The organism is Nocardia sp. NPDC060249 (genome assembly GCF_042728755.1).
GTDB lineage: Bacteria > Actinomycetota > Actinomycetes > Mycobacteriales > Mycobacteriaceae > Nocardia.
Map to the genome: position 1 here is coordinate 84641 of NZ_JBHXAQ010000008.1, position 24005 is coordinate 108645.

The 24005-nt window shown below is 67.2% G+C and carries 26 protein-coding genes and 2 tRNA genes; 13 read left to right on the forward strand and 15 right to left on the reverse strand.

Annotated elements, in window-relative coordinates; genetic code table 11:
- Positions 1-112: 112 nt before the first annotated feature.
- Positions 113-1090 carry a pirin family protein gene (locus ACFWFP_RS25610; RefSeq protein WP_379299059.1) on the reverse strand — a complete coding sequence of 326 codons (978 nt, stop codon included), beginning with the start codon at positions 1088-1090 and terminating at the stop codon, positions 113-115.
- Positions 1091-1156: 66 nt separating this feature from the next.
- Between ACFWFP_RS25610 and ACFWFP_RS25615 the strand changes: the two genes are divergently transcribed.
- From ACFWFP_RS25615 to ACFWFP_RS25625, 3 genes are all read left to right on the forward strand, one after another.
- A complete protein-coding gene (locus ACFWFP_RS25615) occupies positions 1157-1630 on the forward strand; it encodes a MarR family winged helix-turn-helix transcriptional regulator (protein ID WP_379299061.1) in 474 nt (157 codons plus the stop codon).
- Positions 1631-1694: 64 nt separating this feature from the next.
- Positions 1695-2501, forward strand: a complete 807-nt coding sequence (locus ACFWFP_RS25620; RefSeq protein ID WP_379299063.1) for an alpha/beta fold hydrolase — start codon at positions 1695-1697, stop codon at positions 2499-2501.
- 23 nt (positions 2502-2524) lie between these two features.
- The gene (locus ACFWFP_RS25625) at positions 2525-2656 is read left to right on the forward strand and encodes a hypothetical protein (protein ID WP_379299065.1); all 132 of its coding nucleotides are present in this window, start codon (positions 2525-2527) and stop codon (positions 2654-2656) included.
- A gap of 12 nt (positions 2657-2668) precedes the next feature.
- Here the strand turns inward: ACFWFP_RS25625 and ACFWFP_RS25630 are convergent, their stop codons facing one another.
- Complete coding sequence (locus tag ACFWFP_RS25630; protein ID WP_379299067.1) at positions 2669-3556, reverse strand: LysR family transcriptional regulator ArgP; 888 nt, start codon at positions 3554-3556, stop codon at positions 2669-2671.
- A 72-nt stretch (positions 3557-3628) separates the two neighbouring features.
- Between ACFWFP_RS25630 and ACFWFP_RS25635 the strand changes: the two genes are divergently transcribed.
- The gene (locus ACFWFP_RS25635) at positions 3629-4249 is read left to right on the forward strand and encodes a LysE/ArgO family amino acid transporter (RefSeq protein WP_379299069.1); all 621 of its coding nucleotides are present in this window, start codon (positions 3629-3631) and stop codon (positions 4247-4249) included.
- 9 nt (positions 4250-4258) lie between these two features.
- Here the strand turns inward: ACFWFP_RS25635 and ACFWFP_RS25640 are convergent, their stop codons facing one another.
- The 3 genes from ACFWFP_RS25640 to ACFWFP_RS25650 all read right to left on the reverse strand — a co-directional run bounded on the left by ACFWFP_RS25640 (position 4259) and on the right by ACFWFP_RS25650 (position 6024).
- On the reverse strand, positions 4259-4603 hold the full coding sequence (locus ACFWFP_RS25640) for a hypothetical protein (RefSeq protein WP_379299071.1): 345 nt from the start codon (positions 4601-4603) through the stop codon (positions 4259-4261).
- Positions 4604-4706: 103 nt separating this feature from the next.
- A complete protein-coding gene (locus tag ACFWFP_RS25645; protein ID WP_379299073.1) occupies positions 4707-5333 on the reverse strand; it encodes a transglycosylase SLT domain-containing protein in 627 nt (208 codons plus the stop codon).
- A 615-nt stretch (positions 5334-5948) separates the two neighbouring features.
- A tRNA-Lys gene (locus ACFWFP_RS25650) sits at positions 5949-6024 on the reverse strand.
- A gap of 316 nt (positions 6025-6340) precedes the next feature.
- Between ACFWFP_RS25650 and ACFWFP_RS25655 the strand changes: the two genes are divergently transcribed.
- Complete coding sequence (locus ACFWFP_RS25655; protein ID WP_379299075.1) at positions 6341-7549, forward strand: Ig-like domain-containing protein; 1209 nt, start codon at positions 6341-6343, stop codon at positions 7547-7549.
- A gap of 70 nt (positions 7550-7619) precedes the next feature.
- On the opposite strand, the gene ACFWFP_RS25660 is transcribed toward ACFWFP_RS25655, so the two are convergent.
- Both ACFWFP_RS25660 and ACFWFP_RS25665 read right to left on the reverse strand, forming a co-directional pair.
- Positions 7620-7964, reverse strand: a complete 345-nt coding sequence (locus tag ACFWFP_RS25660) for a hypothetical protein (protein WP_379299077.1) — start codon at positions 7962-7964, stop codon at positions 7620-7622.
- Positions 7965-8073: 109 nt separating this feature from the next.
- A complete protein-coding gene (locus ACFWFP_RS25665) occupies positions 8074-8244 on the reverse strand; it encodes a hypothetical protein (RefSeq protein ID WP_379299079.1) in 171 nt (56 codons plus the stop codon).
- 25 nt (positions 8245-8269) lie between these two features.
- Between ACFWFP_RS25665 and ACFWFP_RS25670 the strand changes: the two genes are divergently transcribed.
- Complete coding sequence (locus ACFWFP_RS25670; RefSeq protein ID WP_379299081.1) at positions 8270-8815, forward strand: CGNR zinc finger domain-containing protein; 546 nt, start codon at positions 8270-8272, stop codon at positions 8813-8815.
- Between the two features lie 60 nt (positions 8816-8875).
- Here the strand turns inward: ACFWFP_RS25670 and ACFWFP_RS25675 are convergent.
- Positions 8876-8948, reverse strand: a tRNA-His gene (locus tag ACFWFP_RS25675).
- Between the two features lie 55 nt (positions 8949-9003).
- A complete protein-coding gene (orn, locus tag ACFWFP_RS25680; RefSeq protein WP_101464057.1) occupies positions 9004-9642 on the reverse strand; it encodes an oligoribonuclease in 639 nt (212 codons plus the stop codon).
- A 197-nt stretch (positions 9643-9839) separates the two neighbouring features.
- Here orn and ACFWFP_RS25685 point away from each other — a divergent pair, with 197 nt between their 5' ends.
- Positions 9840-11558 (forward strand): helicase HerA-like domain-containing protein, encoded by a 1719-nt coding sequence (locus ACFWFP_RS25685; protein WP_379299083.1) that lies wholly within the window; start codon positions 9840-9842, stop codon positions 11556-11558.
- Positions 11559-11594: 36 nt separating this feature from the next.
- On the opposite strand, the gene ACFWFP_RS25690 is transcribed toward ACFWFP_RS25685, so the two are convergent.
- Positions 11595-12899, reverse strand: a complete 1305-nt coding sequence (locus ACFWFP_RS25690) for a diaminopimelate decarboxylase family protein (RefSeq protein WP_379299085.1) — start codon at positions 12897-12899, stop codon at positions 11595-11597.
- A gap of 156 nt (positions 12900-13055) precedes the next feature.
- Positions 13056-13859, reverse strand: a complete 804-nt coding sequence (gene cmrA, locus ACFWFP_RS25695; protein ID WP_379299087.1) for a mycolate reductase — start codon at positions 13857-13859, stop codon at positions 13056-13058.
- A gap of 109 nt (positions 13860-13968) precedes the next feature.
- Here cmrA and ACFWFP_RS25700 point away from each other — a divergent pair, with 109 nt between their 5' ends.
- Positions 13969-15171: a phosphotransferase enzyme family protein gene (locus tag ACFWFP_RS25700; protein WP_379299089.1), complete on the forward strand. Its 1203-nt coding sequence runs from the start codon at positions 13969-13971 to the stop codon at positions 15169-15171.
- A 166-nt stretch (positions 15172-15337) separates the two neighbouring features.
- Here ACFWFP_RS25700 and ACFWFP_RS25705 read toward each other — a convergent pair whose 3' ends face one another.
- Positions 15338-17368 (reverse strand): FAD-dependent oxidoreductase, encoded by a 2031-nt coding sequence (locus ACFWFP_RS25705; RefSeq protein ID WP_379299091.1) that lies wholly within the window; start codon positions 17366-17368, stop codon positions 15338-15340.
- Positions 17365-17919: a PadR family transcriptional regulator gene (locus ACFWFP_RS25710; protein ID WP_379299093.1), complete on the reverse strand. Its 555-nt coding sequence runs from the start codon at positions 17917-17919 to the stop codon at positions 17365-17367. The genes ACFWFP_RS25705 and ACFWFP_RS25710 overlap by 4 nt, the downstream gene beginning before the upstream one ends.
- A 109-nt stretch (positions 17920-18028) precedes the next feature.
- Here ACFWFP_RS25710 and ACFWFP_RS25715 point away from each other — a divergent pair, with 109 nt between their 5' ends.
- Complete coding sequence (locus ACFWFP_RS25715) at positions 18029-19366, forward strand: MFS transporter (RefSeq protein ID WP_379299095.1); 1338 nt, start codon at positions 18029-18031, stop codon at positions 19364-19366.
- Between the two features lie 51 nt (positions 19367-19417).
- On the opposite strand, the gene ACFWFP_RS25720 is transcribed toward ACFWFP_RS25715, so the two are convergent.
- Positions 19418-20065 (reverse strand): TetR family transcriptional regulator, encoded by a 648-nt coding sequence (locus tag ACFWFP_RS25720; RefSeq protein WP_379299263.1) that lies wholly within the window; start codon positions 20063-20065, stop codon positions 19418-19420.
- Positions 20066-20220: 155 nt separating this feature from the next.
- On the opposite strand from ACFWFP_RS25720, the gene ACFWFP_RS25725 reads away from it, so the two are divergent.
- The 3 genes from ACFWFP_RS25725 to ACFWFP_RS25735 are packed head-to-tail and all read left to right on the forward strand — an operon-like array spanning position 20221 to position 22814.
- The gene (locus ACFWFP_RS25725; RefSeq protein WP_379299097.1) at positions 20221-21312 is read left to right on the forward strand and encodes a ferredoxin reductase; all 1092 of its coding nucleotides are present in this window, start codon (positions 20221-20223) and stop codon (positions 21310-21312) included.
- A 35-nt stretch (positions 21313-21347) separates the two neighbouring features.
- Complete coding sequence (locus ACFWFP_RS25730; protein ID WP_379299099.1) at positions 21348-22496, forward strand: fatty acid desaturase family protein; 1149 nt, start codon at positions 21348-21350, stop codon at positions 22494-22496.
- A complete protein-coding gene (locus ACFWFP_RS25735) occupies positions 22497-22814 on the forward strand; it encodes a hypothetical protein (protein ID WP_379299101.1) in 318 nt (105 codons plus the stop codon).
- 4 nt (positions 22815-22818) lie between these two features.
- Here ACFWFP_RS25735 and ACFWFP_RS25740 read toward each other — a convergent pair whose 3' ends face one another.
- A complete protein-coding gene (locus ACFWFP_RS25740) occupies positions 22819-23349 on the reverse strand; it encodes a DUF4254 domain-containing protein (protein WP_379299103.1) in 531 nt (176 codons plus the stop codon).
- A 328-nt stretch (positions 23350-23677) separates the two neighbouring features.
- On the opposite strand from ACFWFP_RS25740, the gene ACFWFP_RS25745 reads away from it, so the two are divergent.
- A complete protein-coding gene (locus ACFWFP_RS25745; RefSeq protein ID WP_379299105.1) occupies positions 23678-24004 on the forward strand; it encodes a hypothetical protein in 327 nt (108 codons plus the stop codon).
- Position 24005: the final 1 nt, after the last annotated feature.

Here is a 24005-nt window from a genome sequence, read left to right on the forward strand (position 1 = left end):
GTTCGGGTGTGGTCACGGCCACGATGTGGCCGGTAGCCCCGTCCACCTTTGTGACGGGGCGTCCGATTGTCAACCGCACGCTTCGGCGAGGATCGCCGCGAGTCGCGGTCGGTTATTCGCCCAGTCTGCGCCCCGTCAGGTGTTCGGCCGGGATGGTGCCCATGCGGCCCGCGTTGAAATCTTCCATCGCCTCGATGATTTCCTGCCGAGTGTTCATCACGAATGGCCCGTATTGAATCACCGGTTCGCGCAACGGAGTTCCGCCGAGGAGCAGGACCTCGAGATCGCCGGTGGTGCTGTGTTGGGTGAGATCAGCGGTCAGGGTGAGGGCATCGCCCTTGCCGAAAACCACCAGCTGCCCGGCGCTGATCGGCCTGCGATCGACGCCGACCGTGCCGCTGCCCGACAGCACATACGCCATCGCGGTGAAGTTCTTGGGCCACGGTGTCTCCAGCTGGGCGCCGGGGACGAGCGAGGCGTGCGCGTAGGCGATCGGGGTGTAGGTGGAACCGGGGCCGGAGAAACCGGCGACCTCACCGGCGATGACGCGCACGAGCGCTCCGCCGTCGTGCGAGCTCACCAGGGTCAGTTCGCTCGCGCGCAGGTCCTGGTAGCGCGGGGCGGCGAACTTGTTCGCCCGCGGCAGGTTCACCCACAGCTGGATTCCGTGGAACGTACCGCCGGAGATGACCAGCTTCTCCTCGGGCAGTTCGTCGTGCAGCATGCCGGAGCCCGCGGTCATCCACTGTGTGTCGCCCTCGCCGATCACCCCGCCGCCGCCTTGGGAATCGTGGTGGACCATGGTGCCGTCGAGCATGTAGGTGACGGTTTCGAAGCCGCGGTGCGGATGCCACGGCGCGCCCTTGGCCGCATACGGCTCGTAGGCGACCGGGCCCATCTGGTCGAGCAGGATGAACGGGTCGGCCGAGCGCAGGTCGACGCTGGGGAACGGCCGGGTCACCTCGAATCCGGCGCCCTCCTGCTGGCGGGCGGCGGTGACGATCTGGCGAACCGGTCGCTGGGTCTCGGTGACATCGGGACGGGGCAGCCGGGGCAGCACCATGATGTCGTCGACGGTGATAGCTGGCATGGGGTGCCTCCTGGGAGCTACGTAGTTGGTTTCCATGTCAACCAACTACGTTCTAGAATCATTCCCGTGCCCCGATGGTTGTCCGAAGAAGAGCAGCAGACCTGGCAGTCCTACATCCTGATGCGCCAGCGACTAGACGCCGTCCTGGCCGCGGGCCTGGGCGAACACGGACTGTCGATGGCCGACTACGAGCTGTTGGTCCCGCTGTCGGCGGCGCCGGACGGATGCCTGCGCGCCAAGGAACTGGCCGCCCGGGTGTGCTGGGACAAGTCCCGGTTGTCCAAGCAACTGGCTCGGATGGCCACGCGCGGCCTCGTCGATCGAGTGCCCGCCGAGGACGACGCGCGCGGAATCGTCGTATCGCTGACCGAGGCCGGACACACGGTGCTGCGCGAGGCCGCGCCCGAGCATGTCGAGTTGGTGCGGGAGTTGTTCATCGACCGGATGACCGATGCGGAGAGTGCGGCAATCCGGTCGCTGGCGGCGAAGGTGACAGCGGCGAGCGAGGCCCGAAGCGAGTCGGCAATCTCGCCGCGGTGAGCTGAGACTCCCGCGTGGCAGTCCTCGATGCCGAGTCCGTGCTGTCGTGGCGGTACGTTGAGACATGCCCATCGCCTCGCTCAACGGCATCCAGCTCAGTTACGACGTCACCGGTTCGGGACCGCTTGTCCTGCTCGTGATGGGTAGTGGGAGTCCTGGACGCGTCTGGCGCACCTATCAGGTGCCCGCCCTGGTCAAGGCGGGGTTCACCGTCGCCACTGTCGACAATCGCGGGATCGCGCCGTCGTCGGAGTCCGCTGCGGGAATCACCATGGCGCAGCTGGTCGGTGACACCGCCGCGCTGATCGAGCACCTCGGTGCCCCGGCGCATGTGGTCGGCACCTCGATGGGGTCACGGATCGTCGCCGAACTCGCGCTGGCCCGGCCCGCGTTGCTGCGCCGGGCGGTCATGTTCGCCGCAACCGCGCGTCCGCACCCGGTGACGAGCACGCTGAGCAAGGGCGAACAGGCGTTGTTCGACAAGGGGATTCAGTTGCCGCCGGAATACGCGGCCGCCGTCAAGGCGATGATCAATCTGTCGCCCCACACCCTGGCCGATCCGGCCAAGGCGCAGGAGTGGCTCGACATCTTCGAATTCACTTCGGGGAAGGGAACTCCCGGCACTCGGGCGCAAGCCGGATTGGATCGGTCGCAGGACCGGCGCCAGGCCTATCGGGGGATCTCGGTGCCCAGCTTGGTGGTCGGGTTCGCCGACGATCGGATGGTGCCGCCGCGGTTCTGCCGGGAGGTCGCCGAGGCGATCCCGACGGCCACCTATGCCGAGATCGAACGGTGTGGGCACTACGGGTATCTGGAACGACCCGATGAGGTCAACCGCATCCTGATCGAATTCCTCTCCGCTGCTCGATAACTCACCACTCACAAGGATCTTCGATGACCGATTCGCTCAACTGCCCCGCCTGCGACGACAAGTACACCTATCAGGAGATGAACGGAACGTGGGTGTGCACCAACTGCGCGAATCAGTGGGGGCTGAGGGTGGTTCCGGATCTCGACGACGTCTGAGTCGGCGACCGGTCAGCTCAGTGCCGACGCGGCGGACGCGGCGATCGCGGTGGCGACGGCAGTGAGAGCGGGGGAGTGCAGCTTCCACTGCTGCCAGTACAGCGGGACATCGATGTGGGAATCACCGTCGATGTTGACCAAAGTGCCTGCGGCGCGGTCTTTCTCGGTTTGCAGGTCGGGCAGCATGCCCCAGCCGAGGCCCAGCCGCACCGCATCGGCGAACGCGCTCGACGACGGCACATAATGACCCGGCGGATCCACCTGGCGGCGGGTGCGTCGGCGTAGCTGACGGAACTGGAGATCGTCTTTGCGGTCGAAGTGCACGACAGGCGCGTGGGTGTACGCGGCGGAGGTCGGGCCGTCGGGAAACCAGGTGCGGACGAATCGTGGTGTCGCCGTGGGGCGGTAGCGCATCGCGCCCAGCGGGGTCACCGTGCAGCCCTGCACCGGTGTCGCGGTGGCGGTGATCGCGGCGGTCACCGTGCCGTCGCGCAGCAACCGGGTGGTGTGTTCCTCGTCTTCGCGGTGCAGGTCGAAGGAGATTCCGGCGGGCACCGTCGCGAGCGCGGGCATCACCCACGATTCGAGGGAGTCGGCGTTGACGGCGATCGGGATGCGGATCGGCCGGTCGGCGGGGCGGCCGGCATCGCCGAGTTCACGCGCGGTGTCGCCCGCGAGCAACTCCACCTGCCGGGCCAGCCGCAGCACCGCGAGCCCGGATTCGGTGGGGCGCACCGGTTTCGAGCGTTGCACCAGCACGCGTCCCGCTGATTCCTCCAGCGCCTTGATCCGCTGGCTGATGGCCGACGGGGTGAGATCGAGCCGACGCGCGGCCGCGTCGAACGTGCCCTCGGTGAGAACGGCGTTGAGGGCGCGCAACTGGTCCAGCTGGAGATCCACGTAAGCAACTCTAATGGTTGTGAAGAATCATTAGCTGGACTGAAAATTGACGGTCTCTTAACGTCGGTAACTGTGACGGCATCATCGGCGGCGTTGGCCGCCCTCTCCGGATTGGGCTTCGGGCTCTCGCTCATCGTGGCCATCGGCGCGCAGAACGCGTTCGTGCTGCGTCAAGGGGTGCGGGGGCAGCATGTGCTGCCGGTGATCGCGGTGTGCGCTGTGTCCGACATCGTGTTGATCGGCGCGGGCGTGGCCGGGTTCGGGACCGTCGTCGAGTCGGTTCCGGCGGTGCTGACCGTGGCCCGGTACGCGGGGGCGGCCTTTCTGGTCGGCTACGCGCTGCTGGCGGCCCGGCGCGCTCTCGGTTCGTCGACGTTGATCGCCGAAGCGGCGGGCGCCTCGGTGGCCGTTGGCGCGTCCGTGCTCACCTGCTTGGCGCTGACCTGGCTCAATCCGCACGTGTATCTCGACACGGTGGTCCTGCTGGGTTCCTTCGCCAGCACCTACGCGACGCCCGACCGCTGGTTCCTGGCGGCGGGGGCCATGCTCGCCAGCGTCGTGTGGTTCGTCGCCCTCGGCTACGGTGCGCGCCGGCTCGGTCCGCTCTTCGCGCGCCCGATCGCGTGGCGTGTACTGGATTCGCTGATCGCCGTGGTCATGCTCACGCTGGCCGTCGGGCTGCTGCTTGCCTGAGACGCGGCGCTAGGACTCCGCCGCCCACGGCTTCACCGGCGGCTTGACCCACAGCAGCTTCTCGTCGGCGTGGGCGCGCACCGCGGCGGCGTGCTCGGGGTTACGGGCCGCCCAGGCGTCCTTCTGGTCGAGGAGGTCAGCGACCAGAAGCCAGGTCTCGCCGGTGCTCGGTGGATTGGTGTCGGCGGCGCGGGCCAGCTTGCGCAGGGTGGCCGCGGGCAGGGCGAGCAGTTCGGCGCCGCGGATATCGCGTGCCCAGGCATAGGCGGCCATGCGGCGGGCTTTGGCGACGCGGCTGGCGGTGGCCGCGTCGGAATGCGCGTGATCGGGTGCCTGATCGGCGCTGTCTGGCACGACGGCGATTCTACGACGAAACGCCCGCGCTCCGGTCGGCGATGACCGGAGCGCGGGCGTTCACCCGTCAGGTTGTTCAGCAGGCGCTGTCGAGCGCGGTGGATCAGTACGCGCTGTTGACGTTGTCCATCGAGCCGTAGCGGTTGGCCGCGTAGTTGCAGGCCGCGACGATGTTGGACACCGGGTTCCAGACGTCGAAGGGGGTGCCCTCGACGTGGTAGGTCGCGAAGGTGGGGTCGATCACCTGGAGCAGGCCCTTGGAGGGGATGCCGTTGATCGCGTTGATGTCCCACAGGTTGATCGCCTGGGGGTTACCGGTCGACTCGCGCATGATGTTGCGGTGGATGCCCTCGTAGGAGCCGGGGATGCCCTTCGCCGCCATGATGTCGAGCGCCTCACGGATCCAGCCGTCGAGGTTGTTCTCGTAGGCGCGGGGGGCCGGTGCGGGCTCGGGCATCGGGGCCGGGGCGGCCTCGGGAGCAGGCGCGGGGACGGCTTGCGGCGCGGGCGCCGGGGCAGGGATGGCCTGGATGGCGGGTGCGGCGGCAGCGGGGATGTTCTCCGCCTGCTCGACGACCATGGCGGCACGCTCGGGAACGCTGTCGTCGGCGAACGAGACGGCGGAGGACGCTGCTACGGCGACCAGACCGACTGCGGCGACTGCCACGGTGAACGCCTCACGGCGCGAGCGACGGCCGATAACGGTGCTGAGCTTGTCTTTGTTGAGCATTGCTTTTCTGTTCCTTCATCTCTGTCTGGCGACGCAGGCCCTGCATAAGGGCGCGATGGATCGCGCAGCGCGCACGGGAGTACACGCCGGTCAGGCGATGCGTTGTTTCTGTCTGTATGGGAAGGTGCGACACTGTCGGGGGACGAACGCTCGATGGCAGTTCATCGCTGGCGCCGCACGGTGCTCCACAGCTGGCTGCGGGGAGACCACGCGCTGTTCGGTGCTATCGGAGGTTGGATACTTCCGGGCTAACCAAACCGCAGGTCCGTTTGTGACCTGATGACAGAATGGTCACGACTGGTTAACGCAAGGTGAACGAAACCTGAACGGCAAACGTTGCCGATCTTGGTTCCTTGCCGGGCAGTTGCAGAATCGTTATGTATGCAGGAGGTTTGCGACTCTGATCTGCGTGGCGGCCGTCACAGAAAAAGTTTGCCCGAATCAGGTTTTGCGGAGGTTTGCGCAGCTCGAGGGAGTCCGAATCGCGGCCTGAGCGCTAGCACACCGGATTGTCCATGGCGGTCCGATAACGAGATCGTGACCGTTGCCCGGCGGTCGACTCCGAGCAAAAAGACCGCATCCCGGCAGTTGTGGTAACTGCCGGGATGCGGTCTGTGGTGCGCCATCAGGGACTTGAACCCCGAACCCGCTGATTAAGAGTCAGCTGCTCTGCCAATTGAGCTAATGGCGCGTGTTTTTGTTCTTTGCCCCGTCTCCGGTGCGGAACAAACATTAGCAGGGTGTGGGGAGGAAAGTGAAATCGGGCGCTGACCAGCAACAATGCCGCACATCTGGCGTTGTTAACGCCGACGGCCCCCGCGCCTATCTAACGATTGTGACTTGGTCGTGTCGCGGGGGCTTTCCCGTTGGAACCGGCCGGGCCAGCTGGCAGAATGGGCGAGACGTCGAGTTCGTAACGCCCCCCGCCTACACGGATGGCTCTAGCGATTCGGGTCGGTGGGATCTGCGGCGCACTGTAATCGCGTCGGTACGGAAACGGGGTTGACATGGGTAAGAAGCGGGGGCGACCTCGGTCGCTACGGACGATCGTTCCAGTGGTGCTGTTGGCGGTGTTCGCGCTCGGCGCGTCGGCATGCTCGGCCGCGGAGGGCACCGGGGTGGAGGTGGCGATCGATCGCAATCCCCTCGCCGAGCTCATCAAGCCGAAGCTCGTCTCGACCATCAAGGACGGGCAGGTCGGCGTCTCGCCCGGCATGCCGATGGCCTTCCAGGTCGAGGACGGCAAATTCACCGAGGTCACGCTGACCAACCAGCAGGGCACCACGGTGGCGGGCCAGCTGGCGGCGGACGGGCGCTCCTGGTCGACCGCGGAGGTGCTCGGCTACGGCAAGACCTACAAGCTCACGGCCTCGGCCATCGGGCTGGGTGGCGCGAACTCCTCGACGCTGAGCTTCACCACCAGCTCGCCGAAGAGCCAGACCAAGCCGTACCTGCTGCCCGGCGAGGGTGAAGTGGTCGGAATCGGTCAGCCGGTGGCGATCCAGTTCGACGAGAACATTCCCGATCGCCGTGCCGCGCAAGAGGCCATCAAGATCACCACCGAGCCCGCTGTCGAGGGTGCCTTCTACTGGGTGAACAATCGCGAAGTGCGCTGGCGCCCAGAGCATTACTGGACTCCGGGCACCAAGGTGACCATCGATGTGAACGTCTACGGCAAGGACCTGGGCAAGGGTCTGTACGGCCAGGACAACATCCATTCGTTCTTCACCATCGGTGACGCGGTGGTCTTCACCGCCGACGACAACACCAAACAGGTCGTGGTCGAGAAGAACGGTCAGGTGATCATGACCATGCCCACCTCGATGGGTAAGGACAGCACGCCCACCGACAACGGCATCTACATCGTCAGCGACCGGCACGAGAAGATCATCATGGACTCCTCGACCTACGGTGTGGCGGTGAACTCCTCCGACGGGTACCGCACGCCGGTCGACTACGCGACGCGAATCTCCTACAGCGGCATCTTCTTCCACTCGGCGCCGTGGTCGGTGGGGCAGCAGGGCTACTCCAACGCCAGCCACGGCTGCCTGAACCTGAGTCCGGCGAACGCGCGCTGGGTGTACGAGAACGCCAAGCGCGGCGACATCACCGTCATCAAGAACACGGTCGGCGGCACCCTGTCCGGTGTCGACGGGCTGGGCGACTGGAACATCGCGTGGCCGGAATGGAAGGCGGGCAACGCCGACGCTCCGTAGTCGCGCGACGCACGAACCACGAAGGGGCACCGGAAACTTCCGGTGCCCCTTCGTGGTGTCCGTGGCCGGTTCAGACCGGGGTGGGAAGTTCGCTGCAGTCCATCATCGCCTCGCCCGCGACCGCGAGCGCGCTGCCGAAAGCGCCGCACAGAATGCGTCCGCCGAACAGCAGGCGGTCGAGGTTGGGCAGGCCGGCCGAGCCGGTACCGGAGGAGCCGGTGGTTTCGACGCCGGTGGTGGAGCCGCTCTGCGCCGAACCGGATTCGGGCTGATCGCTCGGCAGACCGAAGTCGCCGATGGGGGCCTCCGCCGTGAAGTCGGTGAGGGGCAGGCCGGGCGAGGCCGTGGCGGTCCCGGCGACGGGGCCGAGCACGGTGGCGGCCGCGAGGACGGCGACGACGGTGGAACGCTTCATCAAGGGGTCTTTCCGGTCGAGCGCTGACGCGATGGCGAGATCTGCCCCACATCTGGGCAGCGGTCCAAAGTGTAGCGGTCAAACGTGATGTTCGTCATGGTGGTGCGAGTTATCCGGCGGCGGCCAGGTCCGGTTCGTCGCGATGGATCTCGGACGCGACGCTGAGATGGTCGACGACTACCCTGCGCGCGCCGCAGCGGCAGCGTTGGTAGGCCACGACGCCCTCGCTGGTCCGGTGGCGTGACTCGATCTGCCAGGTGTGTGCGGGGTGGGTGTTCATGATTCGAGTCTGATGTAATGGCATTGTGCATTACAACCATTACGGGCGGGAGCCGGTGCTGCTGGGCGTCGAGCTGCTCAACGATCCGTGTCTGAACGCCGCGGAGTTGGCACGGCGCTGCGCGGCGGCGGGTTTGGTGCTGTCCGCACCGGTGTCCGAGGGTGATCTGGCGTCGGTAACAGCCTTCCTGGGGCGCTGGCGGGGCGTGGTCGAGTGTGCGGACCGTACCGAGCGTGCCGCCCGGCTCAACGTGTTGCTGGCCGAGTACGCCTCCGCGCCCCGCCTGACCGACCATGTGGGCGACGGCTGGCATCTGCATTTCCGTGACCCCGGGGTGGCGACGGACCGTCAGATCGCGGCGCTGATCACTGTCGGCACCGCGTTGCACCTCACCGGGCTGGGGATGGACCGTCTCGGCGCCTGCGCGGCGGAGGGGTGCTCGCTGGTGTACGCCGACACGTCCCGCAACGGCAGGCAACGCTTCTGCAGCCCGGCCTGTGCGAACCGGTCTGCCGTGCGGCGGCACCGAGCGAGCCGCGCCGAAAGCGGTGCCGCCCCAGTCGGTCCGTAGTCGCGGAACGTCGGGAGAACAAAGAAGACCCGGTCCATCAGGACCAGGCCTTCTCTTCGGGGTGACCGACGGGACTCGAACCCGCGACATCCAGGATCACAACCTGGTGCTCTACCAACTGAACTACGGTCACCATCACCGGTGAATCACCGGCGCCGTCGATACTAGCGTGACTTTGGTGCCAGGCCCTAATCCGCTGGTAGAGGGCTTGAACCGGTGACATCCACGGCCTCGGTGGCGGCCTGCGCGGCGGCGGCGATCTCCGTGGTGGTCGGTCCGGGCAATGGGACGAACGCGGTGCGGCGATAGTACTCGAGTTCGCGGATGGATTCCTTGATGTCGGCCAGCGCGCGGTGAGCCAGGCCCTTCTCCGGCTGACCGAAGTAGATGCGCGGGTACCAGCGTCGGCACAGTTCCTTGATCGAGCTCACGTCGACCATCCGGTAGTGCAGGTGCGCGTCCAGTTCCGGCATGTCGCGAGCGATGAAACCGCGATCGGTGCCGATGGAGTTACCGCACAGCGGCACCGTGCGCGCGGTGGGCGCGTACTCGCGGATGTAGTCGAGTACCTGCTGCTGGGCCTGCTCGAGAGTGACGGTGGAACGCCGAACCTCTTCGGTCAGACCGGATTTCGCGTGCATGGTGGCGACGACCGGTGGCATGCAGGCCAGGGCGGCGTCGTCGGCGTGGATGACGATGTCGACACCGTCACCGAGAATGTTGAGGTCGCTGTCGGTTACGAGCGCGGCGATCTCGATCAGCTTGTCGCTGTCGAGACGGAGCCCCGTCATTTCGCAATCCATCCAGACCAGGAGTTTGTCTGACACGGGAGTCACCCTAATGGTGGGCCCGTGCCCCGGGTCGGCAGGTGTGTCGCACGGGCGAGGCGGGCCAGGTTTGCCACCGACATCTCCGGATGTTCGCCGACCAGGTGACCGGCACGGATACAGTTTGCCTGGAATTGACCACAGACGTTTCGAGCATTTCTTGCGTACGTGCCAGTGAGCAGACGGAGGACGCGCGAATGACCACCCCACAGGAGAAGGCGGCAGCGGCACGCAAGGCGGCCGAAGACGCGGCCAGGGTCGCCGCCGAGGCCATGGCGGCCGCGGAGGCCGCCGAGCAGGAAGCCGCGGCGGCGAACGCGAAACCCGCCGAGGGCAGTGAATCCGATTCCGCGAGTGCGGAATCGGCTCCGGAGCCACCGACGTCCGGCGAGTCGAGTGCGGCCGCGGAGATCGCCGAGGGCTACGCCGTCAGCGGCCCGGCGTTGGAACTCGGCACGGTGATGGTCGACGGTGTGGCCGATCCTGGTGCGCGCGTGCGTATTCCGCTGCGGATGATGAACCGGCACGGTCTCGTGGCGGGCGCCACCGGCACCGGCAAGACCAAGACCCTGCAGGGGATCGCCGAACATCTGTCCCGCGCGGGCGTTCCCGTGGTGATGGCCGACGTCAAGGGTGACCTGTCGGGGCTGAGCGAGCCGGGCGCCGACACCGAGAAGATCCGGGCGCGCGCGGCGGAGACCGGTGCGACCGACTGGGCGCCGGGAGCGTTGCCCACCGAGTTCGTCTCGCTCGGCACCGGCGGCATCGGGGTGCCGATCCGGGCGACGATCACCTCGTTCGGCCCGATCCTGCTCAGCAAGGTGCTCGGCCTCAACGACACCCAGGAATCGACGCTCGGCCTGATCTTCCACTGGGCCGATCAGCGCGGCGTCGCCCTGCTGGACCTGAAGGACCTGCGTGCGGTGATCACCCACCTGACCAGCCCAGAAGGCAAGGAAGACCTCAAGGGCATCGGTGGTGTGTCCTCGCAGACGGCCGGGGTGATCCTGCGGTCGCTGGTGAATCTGGAAGCCGACGGCGGCGACACGTTCTTCGGCGAACCCGAACTCGACCCGGCCGATCTGCTGCGCACCGCGGGCGGGCTCGGTGTGATCACGCTGTTCGAGCTCGGTCAGCAGGCGGCGCGGCCCGCGCTGTTCTCGACGTTCCTGATGTGGGTGCTGGCCGATCTGTTCCAGACGTTGCCCGAGGTGGGTGACGTGGACAAGCCGAAGCTCGTCTTCATCTTCGACGAGGCACACCTGTTGTTCGCCGAGGCGTCCAAGGCGTTTCTGCAACAGGTCGAGCAGACCGTGAAGCTGATCCGGTCCAAGGGCGTCGGGGTGTTCTTCTGCACCCAGTTGCCCACCGATATCCCGAACCCGGTGCTCTCCCAGCTCGGCGCCCGCGTACAGCACGCGTTGCGCGCCTTCACCCCCGATGACCAGAAAGCGCTGTCCAAGACGGTGCGCACATATCCGAAGTCGTCGGTGTACGACCTCGAAGAGGCGCTGACCTCGCTCGGCACCGGTGAGGCCATCGTCACTGTGCTCTCCGAGACCGGTGCGCCCACGCCCGTCGCCTGGACCAAGATCGCGCCACCGCGCTCGCTGATGGACACCATCGGCGACGAGGCGATCAAGTCCAAGGCGCTGTCGAGCGCGCTGCAGGGTAAATACGGGCAGAGCATCGACCGGGAGTCGGCCTACGAGATGTTGCTGGCCAGCGTGGCGGCCGCGGAGCCGGCACCCGAATCCGCGCCGCCACCACCGGCAGGCTCGCCGTCTCCGCAGGAGCAGGACTCGGCCGCCGAGCGGATCATGGCCAACCCGGCGGTGAAGAGCTTCCTGCGTTCGGCGGCGAGCGCGGCCGGTCGCGAGATCAGTCGCAGCCTTTTCGGCACCCGCCGCCGGTGATCGAGCCGTTCGGCGGCGCGAGCTCGCGTCGGCTACTCAGTCCACGAGCTCACGCGTGAGCAGGTCGGCGGTGGTCTCACGGCGCAGCAACTGCTTGGTACGGCCGTCGGCGACGGCGACGATCGGTGGCCTGCCCACGGTGCGGTAGGTCGTCGCCAGCCCGTGGTGGTAGGCGCCGGTGCACGGTAAGGCGAGAACTTCGCCGGGGTGGAGATCGGCGGGCAACCGCACCTCGGTGGCGATGAGCGCGCCGGACTCGCTGTGCTTGCCCGCGATGGACGCGGTGATCTGCGGGCCCGTCGGGTGTCGGTTGACCACGAGCGCGCCGCCGTGTCCACGGCCTCGGCCGCCGCATCCGCCGCCGTCGACGATCACACGGGTTCCGCCGTCGGCGGTCTCGTTGACGGCGAGCACCCGATACAGGGTGACGCCCGCCCTGGCGACGATCGCGCGCCCGGGTTCCATCGCGAGCACGGGACGAGGGAAACGGTGGCGCGCGCAACCGGCGTCCAGCGCATCGTCGAGGATATCGGCGAGTTCGCGCAGGTTCAGTTCCGCGTCGCCGCTGCGCAGTGCCACCGCGTGCCCGCCGCCGATGTCGAGGTAGGAGAGCAGCAGGCCGTATTCGTGGTCGATCCAGGACATCTCGCCGATCATCCGGCGGATCGCCTCGCCGTAGTGGTCGGGGTTGTGGATCTGCGAGCCGAGGTGGCAGTGCAGGCCGACGAGCTGCAGGTTGCACCGGCCCGCGATCCGGGCGACCGCGGTCTCGAACGACCGGCTGCCGAGCGGGAAGCCGAACTGGTCGGCGCCGGGAACATCGATGCCGGTGGCGACGCGGAGCAGCACCTGCTGCGGTTGGGTCGCCAGGGCGGTGAGCAGGGTGATCTCGGTGAGCGAACCGACCACGATGCGGCCGACGCCGCAGCGCACGGCGGTCTTCAGTTCATCGAGGGTCTTGCCGTTGCCGTGCAAGACGATCCGGCGCGGATCGATGCCCGCGGCGAGCGCGACCGACAACTCACCGCTCGACCCGACTTGCACCGCCAGACCCTCGTCGGCGACCCAGCGCGCCACCGCGCCGACCATCAACGCGGTGCCCGCGTAGACGATCTCGGCCTCGGGGAAATGCTTGCGGTAGGCGCGGCAGCGCTCGCGCACCTCGGTTTCGTCCACCACCTGGACCGGGGTGCCGAACTGGTCGGCGACATCGGCGAGCGCCACCGAGCCGAGGGTGATCCGGCCCTCGTGGTCGTAGTGGGTATCGGTCGGCCAGACCGCGGGATCGAGCCGCGGCACGGTGGTCGCGCGCAACGACGGGAAGATGTCGAGCAACGTCACTGTGGTCTCCTGAGGACGCCCCCGCATTTCGGAATGGCGGGGCATACTCCAGGATTACGCTCTGCGCGGCCCGCTGAACTCGGTGTTTACGGGTCCTTGACCACCTGCGAGGCCATCCTGACGGGTTGCTGACAGCGGCGATGCATCAGGCGGTGCTCAGCTGCCCAGCTTCTTGTAGAACGCACCCGCGATCGGTGCCGTGAACGAGCGGGGACCGTAGTTACCCGCGACGCTCATGCCCTTGCTGATCAGGCCGGGGACGATGCGCATCTTGTTGCGGGCCAGCGCGTCGATGGAGACCTTGGCGGTGTACTCCGACGACACCCAGAGGAAGTCGGGGACCATCTTGTCGACGATCGACTGGTCTTCGGGGGCCGGGGTTTCGGTGCGGACGGGACCGGGCGCCAGCAGGGTGACGTGCACGCCGCTGCCCTTGAGCTCCCCGCGCAGCGACTCCGAGAAGGTGTTCGCGAACGCCTTGGACGCCGCGTAGGTGGCGTTGTTCGGAATCGGCATATTGCCCGCCGCCGAACCGCTGATCAGGATCCCGCCCGCCTTGCGCTCGATCATGCCGGGCAGCACCGCCAGGCTCAGGTCGTGCACGGCGGTGGCGTTGAGTTCCATCTGCATGCGCTCGTAGGCGAAGTCGAGCTCGGCGACCGGGCCGAACGTCGCGACGCCCGCGTTGTTGCACAGAATCGCGATATCGCGCACCGCGAGCTCGTCGACGAGGCTGGCCCGCTGGGTGCGATCGGCCAGGTCGACCGCGCGGACCTCGGCGGTGATGCCGTGGGCCAGGGTCAACCGCTGGGCCAGCTCGGTGAGGATCTCACCGCGGCGCGCGACCAGGATCAGCGAATAGCCGCGCCCGGCCAGTTCGGCGGCCAGCGCGGTGCCGATGCCGGAGGACGCGCCGGTGACGACGGCACGATTGTCTGCAGTGGGGGAGGGCAAGCTCACGAGGGGAGCTTAGGGGATCGGCTACGGCCGTGCGGTGTCCGCATCGACGGGGTGGCACAGCGCCGCGAGGGTTCGACGCCGGGTGCCCGGCACCATCGATACTGGACCGATGGCTGACGAGCAGGTGTTCGGAATGGGCGATGACCCGCTGGCCGAGCCGACGTGGCCCGCCCTCACCGACGGCGAGATCGCGCGCGCGGTCGCCACGACCTGGGGTGGACCGGCACTCGCGGCGATCGAATGGCGTGGTGCGCGACCGCTGTCGTCGACGGTGGGGGTGCGGTTGAACGGCGGGCAGCGGCTGGTGGTGAAGCGGATGCCGGTGCTGTTGCGTGATGAGGCGGCGTTGGGCGAAGAGCATCTCTTCATGGCGCATCTGCGGGATCGGGGTATCCCGGTGCCCGAAGTGCGCGTCACCGTGGGTGATCGGGCGACGCCCGCGTTCGGCCACGACCGCAGCGGCGACCGGGCGCGCGAACGCGACCCCGGTCGTGGGTCCGGGGCGAGCGATGAGCTCCGTCGTGCCGGAGATGGTGCGAGGCGCGATCCAGGCGAGTTCGTCTACGAGGTGCATCGCGTGGGTCGGGGGGAGGATCGGTATCGCGCGGACTTCTCCTGGTCGCCGTATCGCGATGGTGACGACGCGGCCAGGGCGGGCGCGATGCTCGGTCGATTGCACACTGCCGCAGCAGATTTCGATGCACCCACGCGCCCTGCTCGACCCCTGCTCGCGAGCCTGCACGGTGATGTGGTGAGCGCGTTCGAACAGCACATCGCTCGACGGCCGTCGGTCGCCCGGTTCCTCGGTGAAAGGGACTGGCGCGCCGAGGTGCCCGAACTGGCGGTCGACATCTCCGGCGTCGCGCCACTGTGGACGCATGGGGATTGGCACGGCACCAACCTGCTGTGGGACGACCACGAGGTGACCTCGGTGATCGATTTCGGATTGGCCGACCGGACCACCGCCGTGTTCGACCTGGCCACCGCCATCGAGCGCACCGCCATCGACTGGGTTTCCCTGCGTGACGGCGGCCCCGCACACGTCCGCGCGGACCAGATCACCGCGCTGATCCAGGGATATCAATCCGAGCGAACGCTGTCAGCGGCCGAACGGGACCTGCTCCCCGACCTGCTCCCGCTGGTCCACATCGGCTACGAACTCTCCGAAATCGACTACTTCCTCACGGTCGCTCAGGATTCGCACAACGCCGAAATAGCCTATCGGGACTGGCTTCTCGGCCATCTGCGCTGGTACGAGTCGCCCGAGGGAATCGACCTGCGTGATCTGATTCGCAACGCTTCTGCCCGCTGAGCGCACACCGGGTCCCGCCGACGGGGGCACCAGCGCATCGGGTCGGCCGACGAGGTCGGCCGGATCCGCAGACGATCACCGCCCCGCGCACCGGATGCGAGTTCGGTGGGCGGGGCGGTGCGGTCGTCCGTCGCGTCGGACGACCGGTCTTGGGGGGAGGTGACTACTACAGGCGGGCGGCCAGGCGGGTGCCCTGGTTGATCGCGCGCTTGGCATCCAGTTCGGCGGCCAGGTCGGCGCCGCCGATGAGGTGCAGGTCGACACCCGCTGCGCGCAGCGGCTCTTCGAGTTCGCGCACGGATTCCTGTCCGGCGCAGACGATCACGTTGTCGACCTCGATCACGCGCGGGTTCTCGTGCTTCTCGCCGAAGCTGATGTGCAGGCCCGCGTCGTCGATGCGGTCGTAGTTCACGCCGCCGACCTGCTCGACACCCTTGGCCTTGAGGGCCGCGCGATGCACCCACCCGGAGGTCTTGCCGAGATCCTTGCCGAACGGGGTCGACTTGCGCTGCAGCAGCACGACATCGCGAGCCGCGGGGGAGGGCTTGGGCTCCTTGAGCTGGCCGGGGGCCTGCTCGTTCTCGGAATCGACGCCCCACTCCTCTTTCCACTCGTCGAGCTTGAGCGTGGGATGCCCTTCGACAGTGAGGTATTCGCTCACGTCGTAGCCGATGCCGCCCGCGCCGATCACCGCGACCTTCTTGCCGACCGGCTTCTCCTCCTTCACCAGTTCGGCGTAGGAGAGCACCATCGGGTGGTCGATACCGGGGATGTTGGGGATGCGCGGGCGCACACCGGTCGCCAGGATCACCGAGTCGTACTTGCCGGCGATCAATTCCTCAGCGGTGACCCGCTTTTCGAGATGCAGGGTGACGCCGGTGAGGTCGATCTTGCGGCGGAAGTAGCGGATCGACTCGTCGAACTCCTCCTTGCCGGGGATACGGCGGGCGATATCGAACTGGCCGCCGATCTTGTCGTCGGATTCGAACAGATCGACGTGGTGGCCGCGCTCGGCCAGACTCACCGCCGCCGACAGCCCGGCCGGACCGGCGCCGACGACGGCGACCCGCTTGGCGCGCCGAGTCGGCAGCAGGTTCAACGTGGTCTCGCTACCCGCACGAGGGTTGACCAGGCACGACACCTTCTTGTTGCCGAAGGCGTGGTCGAGGCAGGCCTGGTTGCACGCGATGCAGGTGTTGATCTCGTCGGCCCGATCCTGCTCGGCCTTGTTGGCCCATTCGGCGTCGGCCAGCAGCGGGCGGGCCATGGAGATCAGCGCCGCGTCGCCGCGCGTGAGGATCTCCTCGGCGACCTCGGGCATGTTGATCCGGTTCGAGGCGCAGACCGGGATGTTCACCGTGCGCGCGATCTTCGCGGTGAACTCCACGAACGCCGCGCGTGGCACCGAGGTGACGATGGTGGGCACCCGTGCCTCGTGCCAGCCGATATCGGTGTTGAGGATGTCGACGCCGACGTCTTCCAATTCCTGTGCCAGGGCGACGATTTCATCGAAGGTCTGGCCCTTCTCCACGAGTTCGGCCATCGACAACCGGAACACGATGATGAAATCGGGGCCCACTTCGGCGCGGATGCGACGAGCGATCTCGACGGGCAGCCGACGCCGGTTCTCCGGAGTGCCACCCCACTTGTCGGTGCGCTTGTTCACCCGCGGCGCGAGGAACTGGTTGAGGAAATAGCCCTCACCGCCCATGATCTCGCAGCCGTCGTACCCGGCGAACTTGGCCAGGCCCGCGCAGCGCGCGTAATCGTCGATGGTTCGCTCGACGCCCTTCGACGACAGCGCCCGGGGCTTGAACGGGTTGATCGCGGACTTGATCGCCGACGCCGACACACTGGTCGGCATGTAGGAATAGCGCCCGGCGTGCAGGATCTGGATGGCGATCTTGCCGCCCTCGGCGTGCACCGCCTTGGTGATCGTGCGATGCCGGTACGCCTCGGTCTTGTTGGTGAGCTTGCCGCCGAGCGGCAGCAGCCAACCGGTGCGGTTGGGGGCGTAGCCGCCGGTGATGATCAGGCCGACACCGCCGCGGGCCCGCTCGGCGAAGTAGGCGGCCAGTTTGTTGGTGTCCCACGCGCGGTCCTCCAGACCGGTGTGCATGGAGCCCATGACCACGCGGTTGCGCAGCGTGGTGTGGCCGAGGTCGAGTGGCTCGAACAGATGGGGATAGGCAGTCATGGGTGGTCGTCACCTTTTCGCGGTCGCAGGGCCTGCAGTACTTCGTCGCACCATTCGAGGTAGCCGGACTCCGCGCGGATGCCCGCGCGAAGCACCAGATACTGGTGCAGAGCGGTGCCGGAGAGCTGGTCCGGCACCGGGAAGAATTTCTTTTCGCTGAGGCGGTACTCGTCGAGGCGCTGGGCATGCTGGCCGCGATGGCGCTGCACCTCGGCGCAGATGGCATCGATGTCGCCGTAGGCGGCGGCGCGGATCTTCACACCCAGTTCGTCGCGGGCGGGGATGGCGTCGGTGGGCTCGGCGAGCCAGCGGGCGATCTCGGCCTGACCGGCCGGAGCCACCGAATACACCTTCTTGTCGGGCTTGCCCTGCTGGTTCACCGATTCGACGGTGACCCAGCCGGAGGACTCCATTCGCTTGAGCACCCGGTAGATCTGCTGGTGGGTGGCACTCCAGAAGTAGCCGATCGACTTGTCGAATCGGCGAGCGAGCTCATAACCCGACCCGGCCCGCTCGGTGAGCGAGACCAGTAGCGCGTGCTCCAGTGCCATGGCACGAGAGTATCCGGAACGCTGGGTACTATGCAACCAGGTTCATATGAACAGACGGCGTGGATGTATTGGACGGCGTGGGTGCCGGTTCGCCGTTACTCTTCGGCTTATGACCGAGGTGAACGCGGCCGAGACCGTCGGCGAGGCGGCCGGACGCGGGCAGGTACTGGCGTGGGGACTCTGGGACTGGGGATCGTCGGCGTTCCAGGCCGTGACGCTGACCTTCGTGTTCTCGGTGTATCTCACCGACAAGGTGGGCGATGATCTGCCGGGGTCGACACCGGCGAGTGCGTGGCTGGGCTGGGCGCTGGCGGGGGCGGGGCTGATCGTCGCGCTGACCGCGCCGGTCTGTGGGCAGTACTTCGACGCGGTCGGTTCCCGTAAACGGGCCTTGGCGACCTTGACGGCGCTCACGGTCGGCGCGATGTCGCTGATGTTCTTCGTCCGCGACGACTATCACGACCTCTGGCTCGGCCTGGCGCTGCTCGCCTTCGCCTCGGCCACCTTCGAACTCGCCGGCGTCCCCTACAACGCGATGATGCGGCAGGTGTCGACCCCGGCCACGGTCGGGCGGGTCTCCGGATTCGGCTGGGCGATGGGCTATTTCGGTGGCATCGTGCTGCTGCTGATCTGCTACGTGGGATTCCTCGCCGGGGACGGTGACACCCGCGGACTGCTCGCGATGCCCACCGATCAGGGCCTCAATGTCCGGCTCGTCATCGTGCTCGCGGCAGTGTGGTTCACGGTGTTCGCGCTGCCGGTGCTGTTCGCGGTGCCCGAGATGCCGCGCACCGGCGCCGACCCCGGCGCCGCGAAAGTCGGCTTCCTCGGTTCCTACCGGGTGCTCGTGCGTGACGTGCGGGAGTTGTGGGGTCAGGATCGGCACACGGTGTACTTCCTGCTGGCCAGCGCGGTGTTCCGGGATGGTCTGGCCGGGGTGTTCACCTTCGGCGGGGTGCTCGCGGTGACGGTGTACGGGTTCGCCGACGCCGATGTGCTGCTGTTCGGGATCGCCGCGAACGTCGTCGCGGGGGCGGCCGCCGTCGTGGCCGGGCGGTTCGACGACCGGATCGGGCCCAAGCGGGTGATCGTGGCGGCACTGGTCGGGATGATCGGGTGCGGTCTCGCGCTACTGATGGTGTCGGGCCCGGCGATGTTCTGGATCTTCGGGCTCGCGCTCACGGTGTTCGTCGGTCCCGCGCAGGCCTCGGCCCGTTCGTTCCTCGCGCGACTCGCTCCGCCGGGACGGGAGGGTCAGCTGTTCGGCCTGTACACCACGACCGGCCGGGCGGTGTCGTTCCTGGCACCGGCCCTGTTCGGGGTGTTCGTCTCGATGTTCCACAGCGACCGCGCCGGCATCGCCGGACTTCTGGTCGTGCTGGCGGCGGGTCTGCTGGTGCTGCTCCCGGTGCACGCGCCGTCGCGCGCGGTGGCGGCCGATATGTGACCCATCACCGATGGGGCGGCGCCGAATTGTGTGTACGCCCGTACTCTGAATTCAGTCCGCGTTTTTGGGTACCCAGCCCGCGATGCCCAATGCGATCAGGCGCATCTGCATCACGGTGCGCTCCACGATCGCCGATTCCTCACGGGAGGTGGACGCGACGAACGCAGCGATGCCGTCGGTAACGGTGGTGACCAGTAGATCCGCGGCGATCTCCAGCTCGGTGGTGCTCCACGAATCCAGCGCGCGCAGGCGCGACAGATCGGCGACGATCTCGCGCACGATGAGCTGCATCTCCATCGCGATCGCCTGACGCAGCGGGGCAGGCCCACCGTGACGCTCGCGAATGAGGAAACCGAACAGGGCGCGTTTGGCGCGAACCTGCTCGAAGACGAAGCGGACCGTATCGGCCAGATGCGCGTCCGGCTTACGCCTGACCTCACGCAACGCCAGCCGCAGCGCGGTGACGCCCTCGTCGACGATGGTCGCGCCGAGGTCGTCGAGCGAGGCGAAGTGCCGGTAGAAGGCGGTCGGCACGATACCGGCCGACCGGGCGATCTCACGCAGGCTCAATGCCGCGAATCCGCGCTCCGAGGCCAGCGCCAGGGTGCCCTCGAGGAGGGCTGCCCGGGTATGCGCTTTGCGCTCGTTGCGGGTTCCTGCCTGCTCAGTCACATCGGTGAGCATACATCCGTTCACCATAGCGGCCTTCGTCATGATGTTGTCCGCCTCACATTATTGCCGGTTGACAGTGGCCCGGGGCCATCGGGCACACTAGTGAGTGTACAGACGTGCACTGAAATTTGACGAGCACGTCGCTGGACTTCTCCGTACTTCGCAATAAGGGGCAACACGACATGGTGGGACTGATCGATCTGGTGCAGACGTTGACGACGCCGCACCCGCTGGACCGGTACCTGGAGCTCGTCCGCCCCGGGCTCACCGCTCGGGAACTGCGCGCCGAGGTCACCCATGTCTCGCACGCGGTGCCCGGCTCGGTGACGCTCACCCTGCGTGCCTCGCGGCAGTGGCGCGGCCACGCCGCCGGTCAGTACGTGCAGATCGGCGTCTCGATCAACGGCGTGCGCCACACCCGCTGCTACTCGCCGATCGACCCGGAGAGCCGCGGCGAGCGCTACCTGCAGCTCACCGTCAAGGCGCACCCGGGCGGGCTCGTCTCGAACTACCTGCACGCCAACGCCAAGCCGGGCATGGTCGTCGACCTGGCGCCCGCCGCCGGTGTGTTCCACCTACCCGAGCGCCGGCCCGGCAAGGTGCTGCTGGTCAGCGGTGGCAGCGGGATCACGCCGGTACTGTCGATGTTGCGGACCCTCGACGCCGAGGGTTACACCGGGCAGGTCACCTTCCTGCACTACGCCCGTCAGCCCGAGATGGTGCCGCATCGGGCCGAGCTGTCCTCGATCGCGCAGCGTCGCGCCAACTTCCGTATCGAATACCGCTACCCGGTCGAGCCGGGCACGGTGATCGACGGTGAAACCTCCACCGGCAGTGGATTCTTCGACTACGACGAGCTCGAGCGGGTCGCGCCCTGGTTCGCCGACGCGCAGACCTTCGTGTGCGGGCCGCCGCCGCTGATGCGGGCGGTGCACACGATCTTCGAGGCCGAGGGTCTCCAAGATCGGGTGCTCAGTGAGGAATTCACGCTCACCACGGTCCCGGCGGACCCGTCCGAGGCCACCGGCACGGTCACCTTCTCCGGCAGCGACGTTGCCGCCGACAACACCGGAGCAACGCTGCTCGAGCAGGCCGAAGCGTCCGGCCTGACCCCGGAATACGGCTGCCGCATGGGGATCTGCTTCTCCTGCACCGCGACCAAGGTCTCCGGCTGCACCCGCAACATCCGCACCGGCGAACTCGACGCCGAGCCCGACAAGCAGATCCAGGTCTGCATCAACACAGCGGTCGGCGACGTCGACATCGCACTGTAGAACGACACCGAACACCAGCAAGGGGAGATACAGCCATGACGATCCTCACCGAAGGCACAGACGGTCCGGTCATCCTGAGCCCGGAGCAGGTCGAAGAACTCGGCGCCGCGCTGGACGCGATCCGCGCCCGCGTCGTCGACGACCTCGGCGAACGCGACCGCGACTACATCTACAACATCATCAAGACCCAGCGTGGCTTCGAGATCGCCGGCCGCGGTCTGATGTACCTGGGCTTCCTGCCGCCGTTCTGGCTGGCCGGCGTCGCCGCGCTCGGTGTGTCGAAGATCCTCGACAACATGGAGATCGGCCACAACGTGATGCACGGCCAGTACGACTGGATGCGCGAGCGCGGCATCAACTCCCGCGAATTCGACTGGGACACGGTCTGCCCGGCCGATCAGTGGAAGCACTCGCACAACTACATGCACCACACCTACACCAACATCGTCGACATGGATCGCGACATCGGTTACGGCATCCTGCGGATCGACGAGGCGCAGAAGTGGAACCCCTACTACCTGGGCAACCCGCTCTACGCCTTCCTGCTGATGACGTTCTTCGAGTGGGGCGTGATGCTGCACGACCTCGAAGCCGACAACATCATCAAGGGCAAGCGCAAGTGGTCCGAACTCAAGCCGCTGCTCAAGGGGCAGGGCAAGAAGGCGGGCAAGCAGGTCCTCAAGGACTACGTGATGTTCCCGGCGCTCACCGGCCCGCTGTTCCTGCACACGCTGGCGGGCAACGCGGCCGCGAACCTGGTGCGCAACCTGTGGACCTATTCGATCATCTTCTGCGGCCACTTCCCGTCGGGCGTCCAGACGTTCTCCAAGGAGGAGACCGAGGTCGAGACCCGCGGTGAGTGGTACGTGCGTCAGATGCTCGGCTCGGCCAACATCAACGGCTCGCGACTGTTCCACATCATGTCGGGCAACCTCTCGCACCAGATCGAGCACCACCTGTTCCCCGATATCCCGGCGAACCGGTACCCGGAGATCGCGCCCGAGGTGAAGGCGCTGGCGGAAAAGTACGGCCTGCCCTACAACACCGGTCGTTTCTCCAAGCAGATCGGTTCGGTCTGGGCCAAGATCTTCCTGCTCGCGGTGCCCGATCGTTTCGTGAAGAGGGCACCCAAGCCCGGTGTTATCGTTATGCGTAATCGGAAGGCAACCGAAGTGGGCGTGTAAATGGTCGGCAAATTCGAAAGCAATAAGGATCTGGTCCAGGAACTGACGTCCTCCGGTGCCCAGCGGGTCGGCAAGATCGCGATGCTGATCACCGGAACGGTCGCCGAGGTTGCCCGGGAGATCGGTGAGTTCGTCACCGACGCGATCGAGATGAGAGAAGCCGCGGCTGCTGCTCGTCGCGACGCGGCGCAGGACCGGGCCGAGGCGGAGTTGGCGAAGGCACGCGATGCCGAGACCGACCCGGTCGACCTCGACGCTCCGGCCGACGGCGACCTCGGTTCGGCGCCGGTGTTCGCCGAACCGGGCGACAAGGCCTGACGATTCACCACACCGGCAACCGCCTGCGGTGTTCGGTGACATCGGTGATCAGATCTCGGTAGCCGTCGGTCAATTCGGCAAGACGACACCACTGCAGATGGGTGCGAGCCTCCCGCTGCCGTGGTGTCGTCGTCGTTTGAGCCGGTCCCGCCATGGCCTGCTGGGCGGCGATCCATTTCGCGGCCATCCGGTCGATCACCGCGCCGAGGGTCTCGGTGTGCAGCGAGGCGCCGTCGCGGTGTGCCACGTGGGCGGCGACCCAGTCGTCGATGCGGGCGATCAGCGCGCCGCGGTCGTTGTCGATGTCGTCGACCAGTCGCGCGCACGCCGCGCCGGTGCTGCTCGACGCGGCGGGGTCGCGTGCCTGCTCCAGCACTCTGCGCCGGCGATCGTGGCAGCTCGCGAGCCCGCGGGCGGCGTCGAGAACCCGGTGTGGCGCCGGGTCGGGGTGGTCGGTTTCCAGAAAGGCCCGCAACAGTGCCGAGGGAGTCGGCAGTTGTGCGGCATCCAGACGGTGGCCGTGATCGATCGGCATGGGCACGCCCCCTGACAACGCTTTTGTGCATGGATACGCCAGAGCCGAGGAGGATGGGTATGGGGGTGCACTCCCCGGCACCGGCGTAGCCCCGCCCGGACGTCGACAAGAGTCCGCGACGCTGCGGGTGGAGAAGACGGCCCGGGGGAATCGGGACCCTTTCAGGAAAGCGCGATGCGGCGCCGACGCGCAATAGTAGGGTGTACAAACTCGGTGGTCGGCGGAAATTGTTATCCACCATTACGGCCGGGTCTCCCCACGAGCACTCCCGGGTAACCGTGGTGGCACATTTCCGGCAATCATTTCGGGGCCGCATGCACTAATCTCGGTGATTGTGCCCGCTTACGTGTCATCGCCCGAGCTGACCTTCGGGTTCCTGTTCGCCCTGGAGGACCCAGAGCGCATCGCCGATGTCGTGCGCGGCCTCATGGAACGTCGTGCGGTGTCGGTGTTCCGGCTCGCGCGCCTGTCCGACGACGACGGCCCGCCCGAGCGCTACGTCGTGAACTGGGCTGCCATCCCACAGATTTCGATCACCACCGGAGCCCCCGGCGACGAGGAGCTGCGCGCGCAGCGGATCATGCTGGTCAACGCCTTCCTGGGGGAGGGCGGCGAGGTGCGCATGTACTCGGGAAACCCGGACGGGCCGAGCTGAA